Origin of the sequence: Paludibacterium yongneupense DSM 18731 (assembly GCF_000422925.1) — a bacterium.
Taxonomy (GTDB): domain Bacteria; phylum Pseudomonadota; class Gammaproteobacteria; order Burkholderiales; family Chromobacteriaceae; genus Paludibacterium; species Paludibacterium yongneupense.
Genome location: NZ_AUGZ01000004.1, coordinates 52111 through 68139, shown reverse-complemented (window position 1 = coordinate 68139; position 16029 = coordinate 52111). Strand labels below are relative to the sequence as shown.

General features: G+C 62.9%; 15 protein-coding genes. 11 read left to right on the top strand and 4 right to left on the bottom strand.

The window, feature by feature from the left end; translation table 11 throughout:
* The first annotated feature begins 192 nt into the window (after nt 1-192).
* Nucleotides 193-1533 carry a glutamine synthetase family protein gene (locus tag G520_RS0100345; protein ID WP_028533939.1) on the top strand — a complete coding sequence of 447 codons (1341 nt, stop codon included), beginning with the start codon at nt 193-195 and terminating at the stop codon, nt 1531-1533.
* On the opposite strand, the gene G520_RS25775 is transcribed toward G520_RS0100345, so the two are convergent.
* Nucleotides 1493-2575, bottom strand: coding sequence for an acyltransferase family protein (locus tag G520_RS25775; RefSeq protein ID WP_428829234.1), 1083 nt, complete (start codon nt 2573-2575; stop codon nt 1493-1495). The genes G520_RS0100345 and G520_RS25775 overlap by 41 nt on opposite strands.
* Before the next feature lie 229 nt (nt 2576-2804).
* Between G520_RS25775 and earP the strand changes: the two genes are divergently transcribed.
* From earP to G520_RS0100320, 3 genes are all read left to right on the top strand, one after another.
* Nucleotides 2805-3950 carry an elongation factor P maturation arginine rhamnosyltransferase EarP gene (gene earP / locus G520_RS0100330; protein ID WP_028533936.1) on the top strand — a complete coding sequence of 382 codons (1146 nt, stop codon included), beginning with the start codon at nt 2805-2807 and terminating at the stop codon, nt 3948-3950.
* 44 nt (nt 3951-3994) lie between these two features.
* Complete coding sequence (efp, locus tag G520_RS0100325; protein WP_028533935.1) at nt 3995-4558, top strand: elongation factor P; 564 nt, start codon at nt 3995-3997, stop codon at nt 4556-4558.
* Nucleotides 4559-4689: 131 nt separating this feature from the next.
* Nucleotides 4690-5118, top strand: coding sequence for a DUF3830 family protein (locus G520_RS0100320; RefSeq protein ID WP_028533934.1), 429 nt, complete (start codon nt 4690-4692; stop codon nt 5116-5118).
* 25 nt (nt 5119-5143) lie between these two features.
* On the opposite strand, the gene G520_RS0100315 is transcribed toward G520_RS0100320, so the two are convergent.
* A complete protein-coding gene (locus tag G520_RS0100315; RefSeq protein ID WP_211222722.1) occupies nt 5144-6694 on the bottom strand; it encodes a GGDEF domain-containing protein in 1551 nt (516 codons plus the stop codon).
* A gap of 53 nt (nt 6695-6747) precedes the next feature.
* Nucleotides 6748-7437 carry a FadR/GntR family transcriptional regulator gene (locus G520_RS0100310; protein ID WP_028533932.1) on the bottom strand — a complete coding sequence of 230 codons (690 nt, stop codon included), beginning with the start codon at nt 7435-7437 and terminating at the stop codon, nt 6748-6750.
* Nucleotides 7438-7648: 211 nt separating this feature from the next.
* Here G520_RS0100310 and G520_RS0100305 point away from each other — a divergent pair, with 211 nt between their 5' ends.
* From G520_RS0100305 to G520_RS0100275, 7 genes are all read left to right on the top strand, one after another.
* The gene (locus tag G520_RS0100305; RefSeq protein WP_028533931.1) at nt 7649-8647 is read left to right on the top strand and encodes a sugar kinase; all 999 of its coding nucleotides are present in this window, start codon (nt 7649-7651) and stop codon (nt 8645-8647) included.
* 70 nt (nt 8648-8717) lie between these two features.
* Nucleotides 8718-9782 (top strand): mannonate dehydratase, encoded by a 1065-nt coding sequence (gene uxuA / locus G520_RS0100300; protein WP_028533930.1) that lies wholly within the window; start codon nt 8718-8720, stop codon nt 9780-9782.
* Nucleotides 9779-10633, top strand: a complete 855-nt coding sequence (locus G520_RS0100295) for an SDR family oxidoreductase (protein WP_028533929.1) — start codon at nt 9779-9781, stop codon at nt 10631-10633. The genes uxuA and G520_RS0100295 overlap by 4 nt, the downstream gene beginning before the upstream one ends.
* A 63-nt stretch (nt 10634-10696) precedes the next feature.
* On the top strand, nt 10697-12091 hold the full coding sequence (uxaC, locus tag G520_RS0100290) for a glucuronate isomerase (RefSeq protein ID WP_028533928.1): 1395 nt from the start codon (nt 10697-10699) through the stop codon (nt 12089-12091).
* A 149-nt stretch (nt 12092-12240) separates the two neighbouring features.
* Nucleotides 12241-13539 carry an MFS transporter gene (locus G520_RS20900; RefSeq protein ID WP_281424649.1) on the top strand — a complete coding sequence of 433 codons (1299 nt, stop codon included), beginning with the start codon at nt 12241-12243 and terminating at the stop codon, nt 13537-13539.
* A 45-nt stretch (nt 13540-13584) separates the two neighbouring features.
* Nucleotides 13585-14838 carry a tagaturonate epimerase family protein gene (locus tag G520_RS0100280; protein WP_028533927.1) on the top strand — a complete coding sequence of 418 codons (1254 nt, stop codon included), beginning with the start codon at nt 13585-13587 and terminating at the stop codon, nt 14836-14838.
* Nucleotides 14839-15068: 230 nt separating this feature from the next.
* The gene (locus G520_RS0100275; RefSeq protein WP_028533926.1) at nt 15069-15494 is read left to right on the top strand and encodes an organic hydroperoxide resistance protein; all 426 of its coding nucleotides are present in this window, start codon (nt 15069-15071) and stop codon (nt 15492-15494) included.
* Nucleotides 15495-15542: 48 nt separating this feature from the next.
* On the opposite strand, the gene G520_RS25155 is transcribed toward G520_RS0100275, so the two are convergent.
* Nucleotides 15543-15992 (bottom strand): XRE family transcriptional regulator, encoded by a 450-nt coding sequence (locus G520_RS25155; RefSeq protein ID WP_051228748.1) that lies wholly within the window; start codon nt 15990-15992, stop codon nt 15543-15545.
* Nucleotides 15993-16029: the final 37 nt, after the last annotated feature.

Genomic DNA, 16029 nt, shown 5'->3' with positions numbered 1-16029 from the left:
CCTCTCCTTGTTGACCCCACCGGCTGCCCGCGACGGGCGGCGCCACTGTCGCCTTATTGCCGCAGGTGCAGTGGCCCCAGGCGAAAGGCCTTGCCCGTAGCGGGCAAGCCTGCCTAGGATGTGAAAACGTCTAAAATATTGAACACATTCCCGCGCCGCGCCCAGCCTCCCGCAACGTCAAAGGACTCCAGCATGAACAATGCAGACACTATCCGGCAATGGCTGACCGAGCACCAGATCACCGAAGTGGAGTGCATGATTCCGGACATGACCGGTCTCGCGCGCGGCAAGATCGTCCCCTGCCACAAATACGACCCGGCCGAAGGCCTGCGTCTGTCGGAAGCGGTGCTGACACTGACCGTGACCGGCGATTATCCTGAACAGGACTTCACCTCGCCGGCCGACCCCGACATGCGCATGCTCCCCGATCCGGCGACGCTGAGGCTGGTACCCTGGGCCAGCGAGCCGACGGCGCAGATCATCCATGACTGCATCGACTTCGACGGCAAGCCGCACGACCTCGCGCCGCGCAACGTGCTCAAGCGCGTGCTCGACCTGTACCGCGCCGAAGGCTGGCAGGCGGTGGTGGCACCGGAAATGGAGTTTTATCTGGTCGAGGTACAACCGGACGAGGACATCCCGCTCACGCCGCCGGTCGGCCGAACGCGCCGCACCGAAGCCGGGCGCCAGAGTTTCAGCATCGACGCCATCAACGAGTACGATTCGATTTTCGACGTGATCTACGACTGGTGCGCGCAGCAAGGCTTGCAGCTCGATACCCTGATCCATGAAATGGGCACCGCCCAGATGGAGATCAATCTCGATCACGGCGACCCGCTGGATCTGGCCGACCAGGTTTTTCTGTTCAAGCGCACGGTACGGGAAGTGGCGATCCGCAACAATATGTACGCCACCTTCATGGCCAAGCCGATGCAGGGTCAGCCGGGCAGCGCCATGCACCTGCACCAGAGCGTGGTCGACGCCGCCACCGGCGCCAATGTTTTTTCCAACGCCGACGGCAGCCCGTCGCCATTGTTTTTCCACTTCATCGGCGGCCTCCAGCGTTATCTGCCGGCCGCGATGCCTTTCTTCGCGCCTTACGTCAACTCCTACCGCCGTCTGTCGCGCTATACCTCGGCCCCCATCAATCTGTCCTGGGGCTACGACAACCGTACCTGCGGCCTGCGCGTACCGCACTCGAGCCCGCAGGCACGGCGGGTGGAAAACCGTCTGGCCGGGGTCGACGTCAACCCCTACCTGGCGATTGCAGCCAGCCTCGCCTGCGGCTACCTCGGCATGAAGGCTGGCATCCAGCCGGGCGAGCCGCTGGCAGGCAGCGCCTACGAGCAGCCGCACCAGCTGCCGCGCCATCTGGACGATGCCATCGATCTGCTTGCCAACTGCGCGCCGCTGGCAGACGTTTTCGGCGACCATTTCATCCGGACCTACTCGGCGATAAAGGATGCGGAGAACCGCGAGTATTTTGAAGTCATCAGCCCGTGGGAGCGGCGCTTCCTGCTGCTGCATGTCTGACGGGCTGCGGATGCGCCCTCAGTAGCGCCCCCGCAGGGCCAGAAACGGCTTTTCGATCGTGTGGTAGCTGAGGGCCGCGAGCGCCAGGGTCGCCGGCAGATAGAGCGCTGCGCCCGCGAGCCAGGGATTGGCGCCGAGCACGGGGCCCAGCGCACCCACGGCCAGCAACTCGAATTGCGCGCTGACGCCCGCGCCCTGCAGCGCATCCTTGACGAAGCCATGCAGCAGATAAATGGAGAAACTCATCGTCCCGCCATGGGCCAGTGCCCGGCTCCAGGCCTTCGTCTCGCCGCCGGGAAACGCCCGGCAATAGAAAACGATCAGCCCTGCGCACAAGGCTCCGGCCAGGCAAGGCGCCAGCGTGGCGTCCAGCAGATCGAGCCCCCCGGCCAGCACGGGTCCCCATGAAGACGAGGTAGGCAAGCAGGGCGCAGCGGGAAGCGGCCCGCCCGGGCTTGCCGCCGCACGGATCGCCATAATGCCCGGCCAGCATCCCGATGATGAAAATGTCGAGATTGCCGATCACGGCATAGTTGAGCCGGATCGACAGGCTTTTCCAGCCGAACTCGTCGAGAAAGGTGTAATAGAGCCCCACTCTGACCACGACGATCAGTGCGAGCAAGCGCCACAGGAAAGCCGGTCCTTCGCGGCGATAGGCGGCAAACAGGAATGGAAACAGCAGGTAGAACACCACCTCGACGCCGACCGTCCACCAGTTGAAGGCAAGGTAGCGATAGCCCCAGTCTCCGGCGCTCCACGTTATCTCGCCGGTGCCAGGCAAGTTCAGTCCGAACAGATTGAAATAGGTCAGCGCGGTGGCCTCCCGCATCAAGGCCAGATCGGCCAGAAACAGAAAGCCGACCAGGGGGTAGATGCGCAGCAGCCGGTTTTTCAGAAAAGGCCAATAGTGCAAAGGGTCCGCTTTGCCGGCGGCAATCCGGAAGAACAGAAAACCGCTAAGGGTGAAGAAGAGCGGCACCCCCATGTCCAGGTGCAGCCGATGGACAAGCGGCCCGCCGACGACGTGAAACAGGACGATCATCAGCGCCGCGACGAGGCGCAAATGATCGAGTGCGGGCATATAGCCGATATTGACGCTCTTCATGGGAGTTCCTCCGGAATGGCACGACCGGAAGAGACTCCGGCCCCGGCCCCGGGTTCGCGCCGGTCCGCATTTTCAGAAAAATCCTACTCGCGCCGCCACAGGGCTTGCGCTCTGCCTGCGAGCGGGGATAATCCGGCATGCCAATGAAACGGACACCACACCGACCATGAAGCTGAGCTGGGATATCTTCTGCACCGTCATCGATAACTATGGCGATATCGGCGTCGCCTGGCGTCTCGCGCGTCAGCTCGCTCACGAGCGCGGGCAGACGGTAAGGCTGTGGGTCGACGATCTGTGCAGCTTCGCGCATCTGGCCCCCGGCCTCGACCCTGGCGCCGAAGCCCAGACGGTGCGCGGCATCGGGATACGCCGCTGGCACGAGACGGCAAGCGCTGGCGCAGGCGCCGCCGACGTCGTCATCGCGGCCTTCGGCTGCCGTCTGCCCGAAGACTACCTGGCGGCGATGGCCGCGCGGGCGCGCGCGCCGGTCTGGCTGAATCTGGAATATCTGTCGGCGGAAGACTGGGTCGCCTCCTGCCATGGGCAGGCCTCGCCCCATCCGCGCCTGCCGTTGACGCAACACTTCTATTTTCCCGGCTTCGGCCCCGGCTGCGGCGGGCTGCTCGCCGAGGCCGGCCTGCTCGAGCGCGTGGCGCGCTGGCAGGCCAATCCGCGCTTGCAGCAGGCTTGGTGGGAGAGATTGGGCGTACCGGCGCGCCGTGACGACGAAATCCGCATCAGCGTGTTCTGCTATCCGAACCCGGCCTTGCCCGCCTGGCTCGAACACCTCGCCGCCGGGCCGCGCCCCTGCCGCCTGCTGGTGCCGCAGGGCAAAGCGCTGCCGGGCATCGTCGCGGCCCTGGGCGGCGGCGAACTCGCTCCGGGGCAAAACCGGCGCCGCGGGGCACTGAGCGTGCACTGCCTGCCCTTCACCGACCAGAATGCTTACGATCGACTGCTATGGTCATGCGACATCAATCTGGTGCGCGGCGAAGACTCCTTCGTCCGTGCCCAATGGGCGATGCGCCCCTTCCTCTGGCATATCTACCCGCAAGACGAGGACGCCCATATGCTCAAACTTGATGCGTTTTTGTCACATTACGGCGCAGGGCTGCCAGCCGACCGCCGTGCGGCGCTGAACGGCGCCAGCCACGCCTGGAACCGGGGCGAGGGACTCGCCGAGGTCTGGGACGCGTGGGTGGAGGCTGACGCGGCCAATCTCGCCCATGCGCAAGGCTGGGCGCGGCACTGTCTTGCCGACGGAGACTTGGCGGGACGTATGGTGCAATTTGTCGAAAAACGGATACAATAGCGGGTTTTTACGGAAATCGTTTTCCAAACAGGACTTTGAACGCAATGAAAACCGCACAGGAACTCCGCGCAGGCAACGTATTCAAGCTCGGCAACGACCCGATGGTCGTCCAGAAAGCCGAGTACAACAAGTCGGGGCGCAACTCCGCTGTTGTTAAAATGAAGATGAAGAACCTGCTGACCGGAACGGCTTCCGAAGCCGTCTACAAGGCCGACGAAAAATTCGACGTGGTCGTCCTCGACCGCAAGGCCTGCACTTACTCTTACTTCGCCGATCCGATGTATGTATTCATGGATGCAGAATACAACCAGTTCGAAGTCGAAGCCGATGACATGGGCGATTCGCTGCATTTCATCGTTGATGGCATGGAAGACGTCTGCGACGTCACCTTCTATGAAGGCAAGGCCATCTCGGTTGAACTGCCGACCACCATCATCCGCGAAGTGGAATACACCGAACCCGCCGTTCGCGGCGATACCTCGGGCAAGGTCATGAAGCCGGCACGCCTGAAGGGCACCACCTACGAAATCCCGGTCGCCGCTTTCGTCGCCATCGGCGACAAGATCGAAATCGACACCCGCACCAACGAATTCAAGAAGCGCGTTTAACGCGCCTTCCTGTCTGGAAACTGCCTCCGGCAGATCCGGTGCCGTCCGACTCTTGCGAGCGGACGGCGTTTTTTTGGTCTTTCCGCCGTTGGCCGGGGCGCGGGCTCCGCAACGGACATGAAAGCATCGCCATGACTCGATTACGCATCACGGCCGGCGGCCTTCGTTTCGTCGCTGTCGTGCATCCGGACGCACCTCGGACCGTCGCCGCATTCCTGAAACTGCTGCCCTATCGCCAGAAACTGATTCATGTGCGCTGGAGCGGCGAAGCGTGCTGGGTTCCGCTCGGCGAATTCAAGCTGGAGCACAACGGCGAGCCCGTCGGTTTCGAAAATCACACCAGCCATCCGTCGGTGGGCGACATCCTGTTCTACCCTGGCGGCTATAGCGAAACCGAGATCATCCTCGCCTATGGCTCGTGCTGCTTCGCCAGCAAGCAGGGACAGTTGGCGGGCAACCACTTTCTGAGCATCGTGGAGGGCAAGGAAAATTTGCGCACGCTGGGCACGATGGCCTTGTGGGAAGGCGCGCAGGACATCGTGTTCGAAGCGATGGAATAAAAACGCGCGTCCGCGCCTCCCGGGCTCAGTTCTGGCCGAAGGAAACGACGCAATTGCGCCCGCTGCGCTTGGCCGCGTACAAGGCGGTATCGGCCTGAATGAGAATGACATCGGCATTATCCGTATCGGCGACGACGCGCGAGATCGCTCCGACGCTGAGCGTGACCGTATCCATGTCCGCCCCCACCGGCGGCAGCGCGGCCACGGCGGCGCGGATCGTCTCCGCGATGCGTTGCGCGCCGGCGTACTCGGTCTGCGGCAGCACCACGGCGAATTCCTCGCCGCCGTAGCGCGCCGCGACATCGCCCGGGCGGTGCACGCTGCGGCGGATGACCTCTGCCACCTGCCTCAGCACCTCGTCCCCGACCAAATGACCGTAGCGATCGTTGAACGACTTGAAGTGGTCGACATCGAGCATGAGCACGGACAGGGGCTGCCCGGTGAGCCGTGACTGTTCGACCGCGCCCTGCAACTCCACCTCGAGATGGCGGCGGTTGGGCAGGCCGGTCAATGCATCGGTGGCCGCCAGCGACGCGAGCCTGCGCCCGGTCGCACGCTGACGATGCAGCTCGCGACGAAGCAGCAGGGTCACCGCCAGGATCCCCAGGCACAGGAAGGCGGTCGCCATGCCGATGATGATCGCCGAGCTCGCCCATGCGCCGTAGGCTTCGCTCAGCGACAGGGCGACCACGATGATGAGGGGGTGGTGACCGATGCGCGAAAACACATACCGCCGCGTGACGCCGTCCACCTGTGAACGGCTGGTGAAGCTGCCGCTTCCCATGCGCACGATCTGCTCGAAATTGCGGCGATGTCTGACGTCGATACCGGTCAGGTCGGCCTCGCCCGGCGCGCCGCGGCGGGCGAGCACGATGCCATCGCCGCTGAGTATCGTGATCGTGCTCTCGCGGTCGAGTTGCAAGGACCGGAACAGATCGTCGAAATAGGCGAGACGCAGCGCGCTGGCGACGATGCCGTCGAACCGGCCATCCTGGGTGGGCATGCGACGGCTGAACACCAGCCGCCAGTCCTTGTTGTCCAGGCGTGACCTGAGCGGACGGCTGATATAGAACCCGACATCGGGATTGTTCTGATGGACTTTGAAATAGTCCCGGTCGGCAAAGTTGGAGTGGCGCGGCACCAGCGACGCCCAGTCTTCGCGAATCGCGCCATGCGCGTCCAGGAGCAGGGTTCCGCCCATGAAGTGGGTGGTTGCGACGCGGGAAAACATCAGCGCATGCCGCGCCTGCGGCGACATCTGATCGCCGACGCGCGAGCGCGCCGCCTCGATGACGCCGGTCATCGTCAAATCGTAGAGCTCGAGATTGCGGGCGATATCGGCATCGATCAGCTGGATCAGGTTGAAAGCGGAGCGTTCGGCACTGCTGGTGGCCACTTCATAGGAATTTTTCAGCAGAAAAGCGACCATCAGAACAATCGCCCCCGCTCCGACCACCCCGCTGACGAATAAGGTGATGTCCGTGGCGACGAACTGGCGCAGCCGACCGGCGATAGCCGCGTTTGACAGCATTTTCTGCCCCCCGAGTGGCAAGTGAAACACCCTGACGGGATTCATTATAAGTAATCCCGTCCGCCTGCGCTCCCGGGATCGCGATGCAGCCGCCCCCCTCAGCGCATCGGGCTGAACAAGCTGGTGTAGACATGCCTCAGGTGCAACTGCATCGCCTTGCGCGCGGAGCGTCCGTCGCGCGCGACGATGGCGTCGACAATATTCTTATGGTCGTTGGCCATATCCACCGAAATGTCGCGTCCGGCGTAGTAGGTTTCGAAATGGATGAACAGCGGGCTATAGCGCTTGTTCCACAAATACTCGGCGATGTCGGTCAGCACCGTGTTGCCGGTCATTTCACCTATCAGCAGATGAAAGCGCTTGTCGAGCGCATGGAACTCGATGTTGTCGGAGGTTTCGCGTTCCATATCGGCCATCACGCGCGCGAGTTCGGCCAGTTGCTGCTCGCTGCCGTTGAGCGCGGCCAATGCGGCAATCTCGCCTTCGACCACTTCGCGTGCGCGCAGCAACTCTTCGACCCCGGCGTCCTCGCCGCTACTCTTTTCGGCGGCGGGAAGAACATCGCAGACAAACACGCCGTTACCGGTACGGATCTCGACCCAGCCCGAAATTTCCAGAACGATCAGCGCTTCGCGCACCGATGAACGGCTGACGCCCAGTTGCTTGGACAGATCGCGCTCCGATGGCAGAGCCTGCCCGCAGGCGAACTGTCCTTCCTTGATTCTCTCGATCAGCAGATTCGAAATCTTCTGGTAAAGACGTTCTGATTTCAACGTCGGTAAGCTCATCTTCTACTCCATGCTAGAACAGGTCTGACACCCGGGCCACTCGCCCAAAACAGCAGTATGCCAAAAAAAGGGGCCCCAAGCTTGCACGAGCGACATATATGACGATTATCAAGAGATCGGTGCGTTTGCGGTTGATCTCGCGGCACACAGAGTATACCATCAAGTCATCAGGTGGCCTGACCACTGGGCCACACGACCACAGGAAGTCATCATGAGCATTCTGGGATTCGGAGAAGTTCTGCTGCGCTTGAGTCCACCGCAGTCGAGCCCACTCAACACCACCCGCACACTCGACGTGCATGTCGGGGGCTGCGAAGCCAACACGCTGGCCACGCTCAGCGGCCTCGGTCTGGCGACCCGCATGCTGACGGCACTGCCGGAGCACGCGCTTGGCGATCTCGTGATCAACAGCCTGCGAGCGAGCGGCATGGATTGCAGCGCCATGCTCAGGCTGCCGCAGCGTCTGGGCACCTATTATTGCGAAAACGGCTTTGCCTCGCGCCCGAGCCGCGTCGTCTACGACCGCGCCGATGCCGCCATCAATCACCTGCGTGCCGACATGCTGGATCTGGATGCCCTGTTCGCCGGACAACGCTGGTTCTACGTCTCCGGCATCACGCTGGCACTATCGGCACAAACCCGGCAGCTGGCATTCGACCTGGCCGACGAAGCCCAGCGCCGAGGCGTGAAACTGGCTTTCGACGTCAACTATCGCTCCAAGCTGTGGGACTACGATACCGCACGTCCGATCCTGGTCGACATGGCGCGCCGTGCCGACCTGCTGCTGGCCGCCGCCGCCGACATGGCCGGTTTGTTCGGTCTGGCGCCGCGGGAAGACAGTCCGGCCGCGCTCGGCGACAGCTGGCGGCAACTGATGGACAGCATCGGCCCGCGCCATATCGCGGCCACCCGCCGTCTGGTATTCACCCACAACCACCATCGCTATCAGGGTTGCTGCCTGTCCCCCGATGGCGAGCTGGGCATCTCGCGCGAATACGATCTGCACATTCTCGAGCGCGTGGGCGGCGGCGATGCGTTCAGCGCCGGCATGCTCTACTCGATCGTCAACGGCAGCAAGGCGCAGCAATGTGCGGATTTCGCCACCGCCTGCGCGGTGCTGAAACACACGCTACCCGGCGATCACGCTGTCATGCACGCAGACGAAATTCGCCAGCTGGCAAGCAACAACAGTGCGGTGATGCAGCGCTAAGCGGCGTCACCGGACAGCAATCAATAACGGCCCGGCCAGTCCGGACCCTCACCCCCACAGGAGTCGTTCGATGAAAATGACGTTTCGCTGGTACGGCGATAGCGATCCCGTAAGCCTTGCCTACATTCGCCAAATCCCGGGTATGACCGGCATCGTGTCGGCGCTTTACGACGTTCCGGTCGGCGAAGTCTGGCCGGTCGACAAAATCCAGGCGCTCAAGGACACAGTCAATGCCCACGGTCTGGCGCTGGACGTGATCGAAAGCGTGCCGGTGCACGAAGACATCAAGCTCGGCAAACCCGATAGCGCGCGCCTGATCGCCAACTACTGCCAAAGCATTCGCAACCTGGCAGTCTGCGGCATCAAGGTGATCTGCTACAACTTCATGCCGGTCTTCGACTGGACCCGAACCACGCTGGCGATGGAACTGCCTGACGGCTCGACCACCCTGGCCTTCAGCGCCGAAGAAGTCGAACGCATCGATGTGTCGAAAGGCATTTCGCTGCCGGGCTGGGATGCAAGTTACCAGCCTGACGAACTGAAAGCCCTGCTCGAAGAGTACTCGCACATCGGCGAAGAACAGCTGTGGGCGCATCTGACCACCTTCCTGCAAGCGGTGATTCCGGTTGCAGCCGAAGTCGGCATCAAGATGGCGATCCACCCCGACGATCCGCCGCGTCCGATTTTCGGTCTGCCGCGCATCGTCAAGAACCGCGCCGACCTGGCCCGCCTGCTGGCCATCGCGGACAGCCCGGCCAACGGCCTGACCCTGTGCTCCGGCTCGCTCGGCGCCGATTGCAATAACGACATCGTGGCGCTGGTACGTGAATTCGCCGGCCAGGGCCGCATCCACTTCGCGCACTTGCGCAATGTCAAAGTCAGCGCCAACGGCGACTTCCATGAAACCGGCCACCTGTCCGCAGACGGCTCGCTGGATATGGCCGACATCGTTCGCGCTTACTACGAAGCCGGATTCGACGGCTACGCCCGCTCCGACCACGGCCGCATGATCTGGGGCGAAACCGGCAAGCCCGGCTACGGTCTGTACGACCGCGCGCTCGGTGCCGTTTATCTGAATGGATTGTGGGAAGGTATCGCCAAAGTCGAGACCACCCCTCTGGGAGCCAAAAAATGAACTTACCCTTCAAGATCGATCTGAACGGCCGCGTCGCCGTCGTTACCGGTGCCGGTGGCGTGCTGTGCGCGGAACTGGCCTCGGCCCTCGCCCAGTGCGGGGCCAGCGTCGCCCTCCTCGATTTGAACGGCCCCGCCGCCGAAGCCGTGGCGGCACGCTTGCGCGAGCAGGGCCACAAGGCCATCGGCATCGCCGCCAACGTACTCGAGCGCGATTCGCTCGAAGCGGCAGCCTTGCGCGTTGAGGCCGAGTTCGGCCCCTGCGATCTGCTGCTCAACGGCGCAGGCGGCAACCACCCGAAAGGCACGACCAGCAAGGAATGGCTCGAAGTCTCCGATCTGGCCGACGAATCGCTGACCACCTTCTTCGACCTCGACCCCAAGGGCGTGGAATTCGTGTTCAACCTCAACTTCCTCGGCACGCTGTTGCCGACCCAGGTATTCGCGCGGCAGATGCTTGGCCGCAGCGGCGCCAGCATCATCAATATTTCGTCGATGAATGCGTTCTGCCCGCTAACCAAGATTCCGGCCTATAGCGGGGCCAAGGCGGCTGTCAGCAACTTCACGCAATGGCTGGCCGTGCATTTCTCGCATGTCGGCATTCGCGTCAACGCGCTGGCACCCGGCTTTTTCCTGACCAACCAGAATCACAAGTTGCTGATCGACGAGGCGAGCGGCGAGTACACCGCCCGCGCCCACAAGATCATCGAGCACACGCCCATGCACCGTTTCGGCGAATCGCGCGAACTGATAGGCACCCTGCTGTGGCTGGCATCGGAAGAAGCGTCCAGTTTCGTCAACGGGATCGTGGTCCCGATCGACGGCGGCTTCTCCGCCTACTCCGGGGTGTAAGCAAAGACCCAGCGTCCCGCACCGCGGGACACACCGACATTTTGTGTAGGGAGTTTTATCCAAATGAAAAACTTCATGGATGATGATTTTCTGCTGGACACCCCGGTGGCGCGCGAGCTCTACCACGGCGTGGCCGCCGATCTGCCCATCATCGATTACCACTCGCACCTGCAACAAGGCGAAATCGCCGCACGCAAGCGCTTCGCCACGATCACCGAGCTGTGGCTAGGCGGCGATCACTACAAGTGGCGCCTGATGCGCTCGGCCGGAGTCGGCGAGCACATGATCACGGGCGATGCCAGCCCACGCGACAAATTCTCGGCCTTCTGCCGCGTACTGCCCCAGGCGATCGGCAACCCGATCTACCATTGGAGCCATCTCGAACTGCGCCGCATCTTCGGACTGGACGCGGTCATCAACGCCCAGACCGCCCCGGCATTGTGGGATCAGCTCAACGAACGTCTGGCCGGCATGGATAGCTGGTCATTCCTGGAGCAGGCCCGCGTCGAAATCGCCTGCACCACCGACGATCCGGCCGACGATCTGGCCGACCATGCCCGCATCGCCGGCATGGAGCTGAAAACGCGTGTCCTGCCTGCCTATCGGCCGGACCGCGCGATGCGCATCAACGATGCCGCTTTCGTCGATTACCTGCAGCGTCTGGGCGGCGTCGCCAATGTCGAGATCGGCAGCTTCGCCTCGCTGATCAAGGCACTCGCAAACCGTATCGAATTCTTCCATGCCCAGGGCGCGCGCATCAGCGACCATGCGGTGGACATCGCCCTGCCGCAGAAAGCGCCGAGCGACGCCGAACTGGAAAGCCTGTTCGCCGCCCGCCTCGCCGGGCGCACGCTCGATGCCAGCGAACTCGGCCAGTATCTGGCCGGTCTGCTCGCCCACCTCGGGCGGCACTATGCGCGCCACGACTGGGCGATGTGTCTGCACATCGGCGCACAACGCAATAACAACAGCCGCCAGTTCGGCACGCTGGGCGCCGATACCGGATACGACTCGATCTCGGACATGAGCTGCAGCGCCGGCCTGGCCTGCTTGCTCGACCGGCTCGACAGCGACGGCTGCCTGCCCAAGACCATGCTGTTCTGCCTGAACCCCGGCATGAGCACGATTCTGTCGACCATGCTGGGAAATTTCCAGGATGGTTCGATCGCCGGCAAACTGCAGTTCGGTCCTGCCTGGTGGTTCAACGATCACCGCGACGGCAATCTGGAACAGATCCGCACCCTGGCCTGCCACGGCGTGCTCGGTTCCTTTGTCGGCATGGTGACCGACTCGCGCAGCTTTGCCTCCTATCCCCGCCATGATTACTTCCGCCGCCTGTTGTGCCGGCAGCTGGGTCAATGGGTGGACGGCGGCGAATATCCGGCCGGCGAAAGCGCGCTCGCCGAAATCGTACAAGGTATCTGCTACACCAACGCGAAAAACTACTTCGCGTTATAAGAACGGCGCCCCGCCGCCCATACGGCGGGGTAAGCCCATACATACCAGCCGTCTGCCGCTCGGGAATAAACCGGCAGACAGCCGGAACCAACGCTATTTTTTTGGAGGTGGGCCACGGCCAGGCGCCGTGCCCGGAGAGAGGAACGATTATGAAAATCAAAGGACTCCGCTGGTGGATGATCGGGCTGGTGACATGCGGCACGATCCTCAACTACCTGGCGCGCAATACGCTGGCGGTTGCCGCTCCGACCTTCATGGCCGAGCTGCATATCACGACCCAGCAGTACTCTTACATTGTTGCCGCCTTCCAGGCCTGCTATATGTTCATGCAGCCTGTCGCCGGCTTCCTGCTTGACTTGCTGGGCACCAAAATCGGCTTCGCCCTGTTTGCGATCGCCTGGTCGGCTGCCAACCTGGTCCACGGCTTCGCCTCGGGCTGGCTGTCGCTGGCCATCTTCCGCGGCCTGCTCGGCATGTCCGAAGCCTCGGTGATTCCGGCCGGCCTCAAGGCCTCGTCCGAATGGTTCCCGGCCAAGGAACGCTCGATCGCGACCGGCTGGTTCAATATCGGTTCGTCGATCGGCGGCCTGATCGCCCCGCCGCTGGTGGTATGGTGCATCCTGCACTCCGGCTGGCAGAGCGCGTTCATGGTCACCGGTGGCATCGGCTTCATCTGGGCCCTCGCCTGGCTGCGTTTCTACAAGCACCCGAAAGACCAGGCGGCACTGACCGAAGAAGAACGCGATTACATCCTCGACGGCCAGGAAGCGCAACACAAGGTGGACTATGAAAAGCCGTCCTGGAAAGCCATCGTCGCCTGCCGCCAGTTCTGGGGCATCGCCCTGCCGCGCTTCCTGGCGGAACCGGCCTGGCAGACGTTCAACTTCTGGATTCCGCTGTACATGATGACGGTTCATCACATGAATCTGAAGGAAATCGCGCTGTTCGCCTGGATGCCCTTCCTGGCGGCCGACCTGGGTTGCATCGTCGGCGGCTATCTGCCGGCCTTCTTCCTGAAGTACTTCAAGGTCAACCTGATCACCTCGCGCAAGCTGGTCGTGATCATGGGCGCGGTACTGATGATAGGACCGGGCTGCATCGGTCTCGTAGCCAGCCCCTATACGGCAATTGCGCTGTTCTGCCTGGGCGGCTTCGCTCACCAATCGCTGTCCGGCGCGCTGATCACCCTGTCGTCCGATGTCTTCGGCCGCAAGGAAGTCGCGACCGCCAATGGTCTGACCGGCATGGCCGCCTATCTGGGCGCCACCATCTTCACCCTGATTCTCGGCGTACTGGTCAAGACCGTCGGCTACACCCCGATGTTCTTCGCCCTGGCCGCTTTCGACCTGCTCGGCGCGATCATCGTGTGGAATGTTCTGCAGAACCGTCCGGCTTTGCTCGGCGTCAATCAGGACCGCGACGCCGTCGTCGCTCACAAACCCGCTTAAGCTCCGCGGCCGGGCCTTGCCCGGCCGGTTTTGAATGGAAAAATCATGCTGAAACTTGAACACTTCTCGATGGGCGTGGGCGACCGCTTTGCGCACCAGGCCCGCGCGCAACTGACCGCCCTGATCGAAGGCCGCAAGCTGGGGATCAATGTCGTCCCGGTGTGGAATAAATCCTTCCGCGAACACGATATCGTTCACTCGCAACCGGCCAGCGTCCGCGTCGCCGCCGACGCCGCCGTCGCCGCGCTCGAATGGACGTTGCCCTACCACGTCGACGCCGACCACATTCGGCTGTCCACGGTCGACGGCTTTATCGACAGCAGCGACTTTTTCACCCTCGACGTGGCCGAAGCCATCGGTCAGCCGGCCGATGCCGCTCGTGTCGCCGCCTTCGTCGACCGTCATCCCGAACTGCAAACGACGCTCACCATCGCCGGCATCGCCGAACCGCTCAAGCTCGACCGCAGCCGTTTGGCCGCCATCGTCGGCCAATATCTGGCACCGGTCGAAGAAGCCGCCGCCATTTACCAGCACATCGCCGCGCGCCGCGACGCAGAGACCTTCATCGTCGAAGTCTCGATGGATGAAGTGGACACCCCCCAAAGCCCGCTGGAACTGCTGGTGATCCTGGCTCTGATCGCCGAGCTCGGCATCCCCGCGCAGACCATCGCTCCGCGCTTCTCGGGCCGCTTCAACAAGGGCGTGAACTACGTCGGCAACCCGGAAGAATTCGAACGCGAGTTCCGCGCCGACATCGCCGTCATCGCCTACGCCGTCGCGCACTATGCGCTACCGGCCAATCTGAAACTGTCGGTGCACTCCGGCAGCGACAAATTCTCCATCTACGGGCCGATCCGCCGCGTTCTGGCCGAAACAGGGGCCGGCCTGCATCTGAAGACGGCCGGCACCACCTGGCTGGAAGAAATCATCGGCCTGGCCGATGCCGATGGCGAAGGTCTCGCGGTCGCCAAGGACGTCTATCGTCAGGCTTTCCACCGTCGGGATGCCTTGTGCGCGCCTTACGCCAGCGTGATCGACATCGACCCTTCGCGTCTGCCGGAACCGGCCGTCGTCGACGGCTGGACCTCGGCCGAATTCGTCGCCACCCTGCGCCATGAACTGGCCGAACCGCGCTACAACGCCGATATGCGCCAGCTGTTGCACGTCGGCTACAAAGTCGCGGCCGAAATGGGCGATCGCTATCTGAATGCTTTGGTTGAGCACGAAGAGCATATTGCCCGTAACGTGACTGAAAATCTGCTGGAACGCCACCTCAAGCGGGTGTTCCCGGCAGCCTGAGCACCAAAAGCAGCTCCCAGAGACACCCTGGTGGGGTGTAGTTTGCGCCGATGGACTTGCCGTCCATCGGCGTTTTTTTATCTCTGCAGCGCAAGCCCGCATCGCCCGGGGCGAAGAGTCGATTGCTGTGGCCAAAATATTTCTTGCAATTAAATTGCACGCAATGTAAATTGCTTTCCAGAGGGCGCGGCCACCCGCCATCGCCCGCCGGACAACCACTGGAGAACCCCATGTCGATCGAAAACGTACTCTACCGTGCCCATGCCAAAGTCAGCGGGGGGCGCGAAGGCCACGCCGTCTCGTCCGATGGCGTACTCGACGTCAAACTGACCACGCCCAAGGAACTGGGTGGCGCCGGCGCCATCGGGACCAATCCGGAACAACTGTTTGCCGCCGGCTACTCCGCCTGCTTCATCGGCGCACTGAAGTTCGTCGCCAACCGCGACAAGATCGCGATCCCGGCCGATGTCTCGGTCGAGGGCACGGTCGGCATCGGTGTGATCCCCAATGGCTTCGGCATCGAAGTCGAGCTCAAGGTCGCGCTGCCGGGACTCGATCGCACCATCGCGGAAGACCTGATAGCGCGAGCCCACGTGGTCTGCCCGTACTCGAACGCCACCCGCGGCAATATCGACGTGCGCCTGTCGCTCATCTGAAGACAGCCCGCAGCGCCCGCGGCGACGGCACCAGCCTGCGGCGGGCGTTCAGCCGCCGCGGCAGGGCCAGGGCTCGACGACGAAGCGCAAGCGCAGCCACCGCAGCATCAGCATCAGCCCCCAGCCAATGACCGGCCAGCGCGACCAGCTGATGCCATGGTTCTGGCTCATGTCCAGCATCAGCATGAAGGCCGAGACCGCCAGAAACACCAGCACATGGTACTGGCCCCAGCTCAGATGAAAGCTGGGAGCCGCCGGCTTGACCGCCGGCGCGGCGGTGGCAAGCGTCGCCGCGCCCGCCGTTTCGCACGCGTCAAGCGTTTCCAGCCCGACGCCGAAAGCAGCGGCAATCGCCATGCGCGACTCGGCCGAGGCATTGCCTTCGGCCTCTATACGCTGAATGGTACGCACGCCGAGCCCGGCCGCCGCAGCCAGATGCTCTTGCGACCACGCCCGGCGTTCGCGCAGTTGCCGGATCCTTTCCGCATTTACATTCATAATCGTTTGCGACGCTCCCCGACTATAGCGGTTCAGT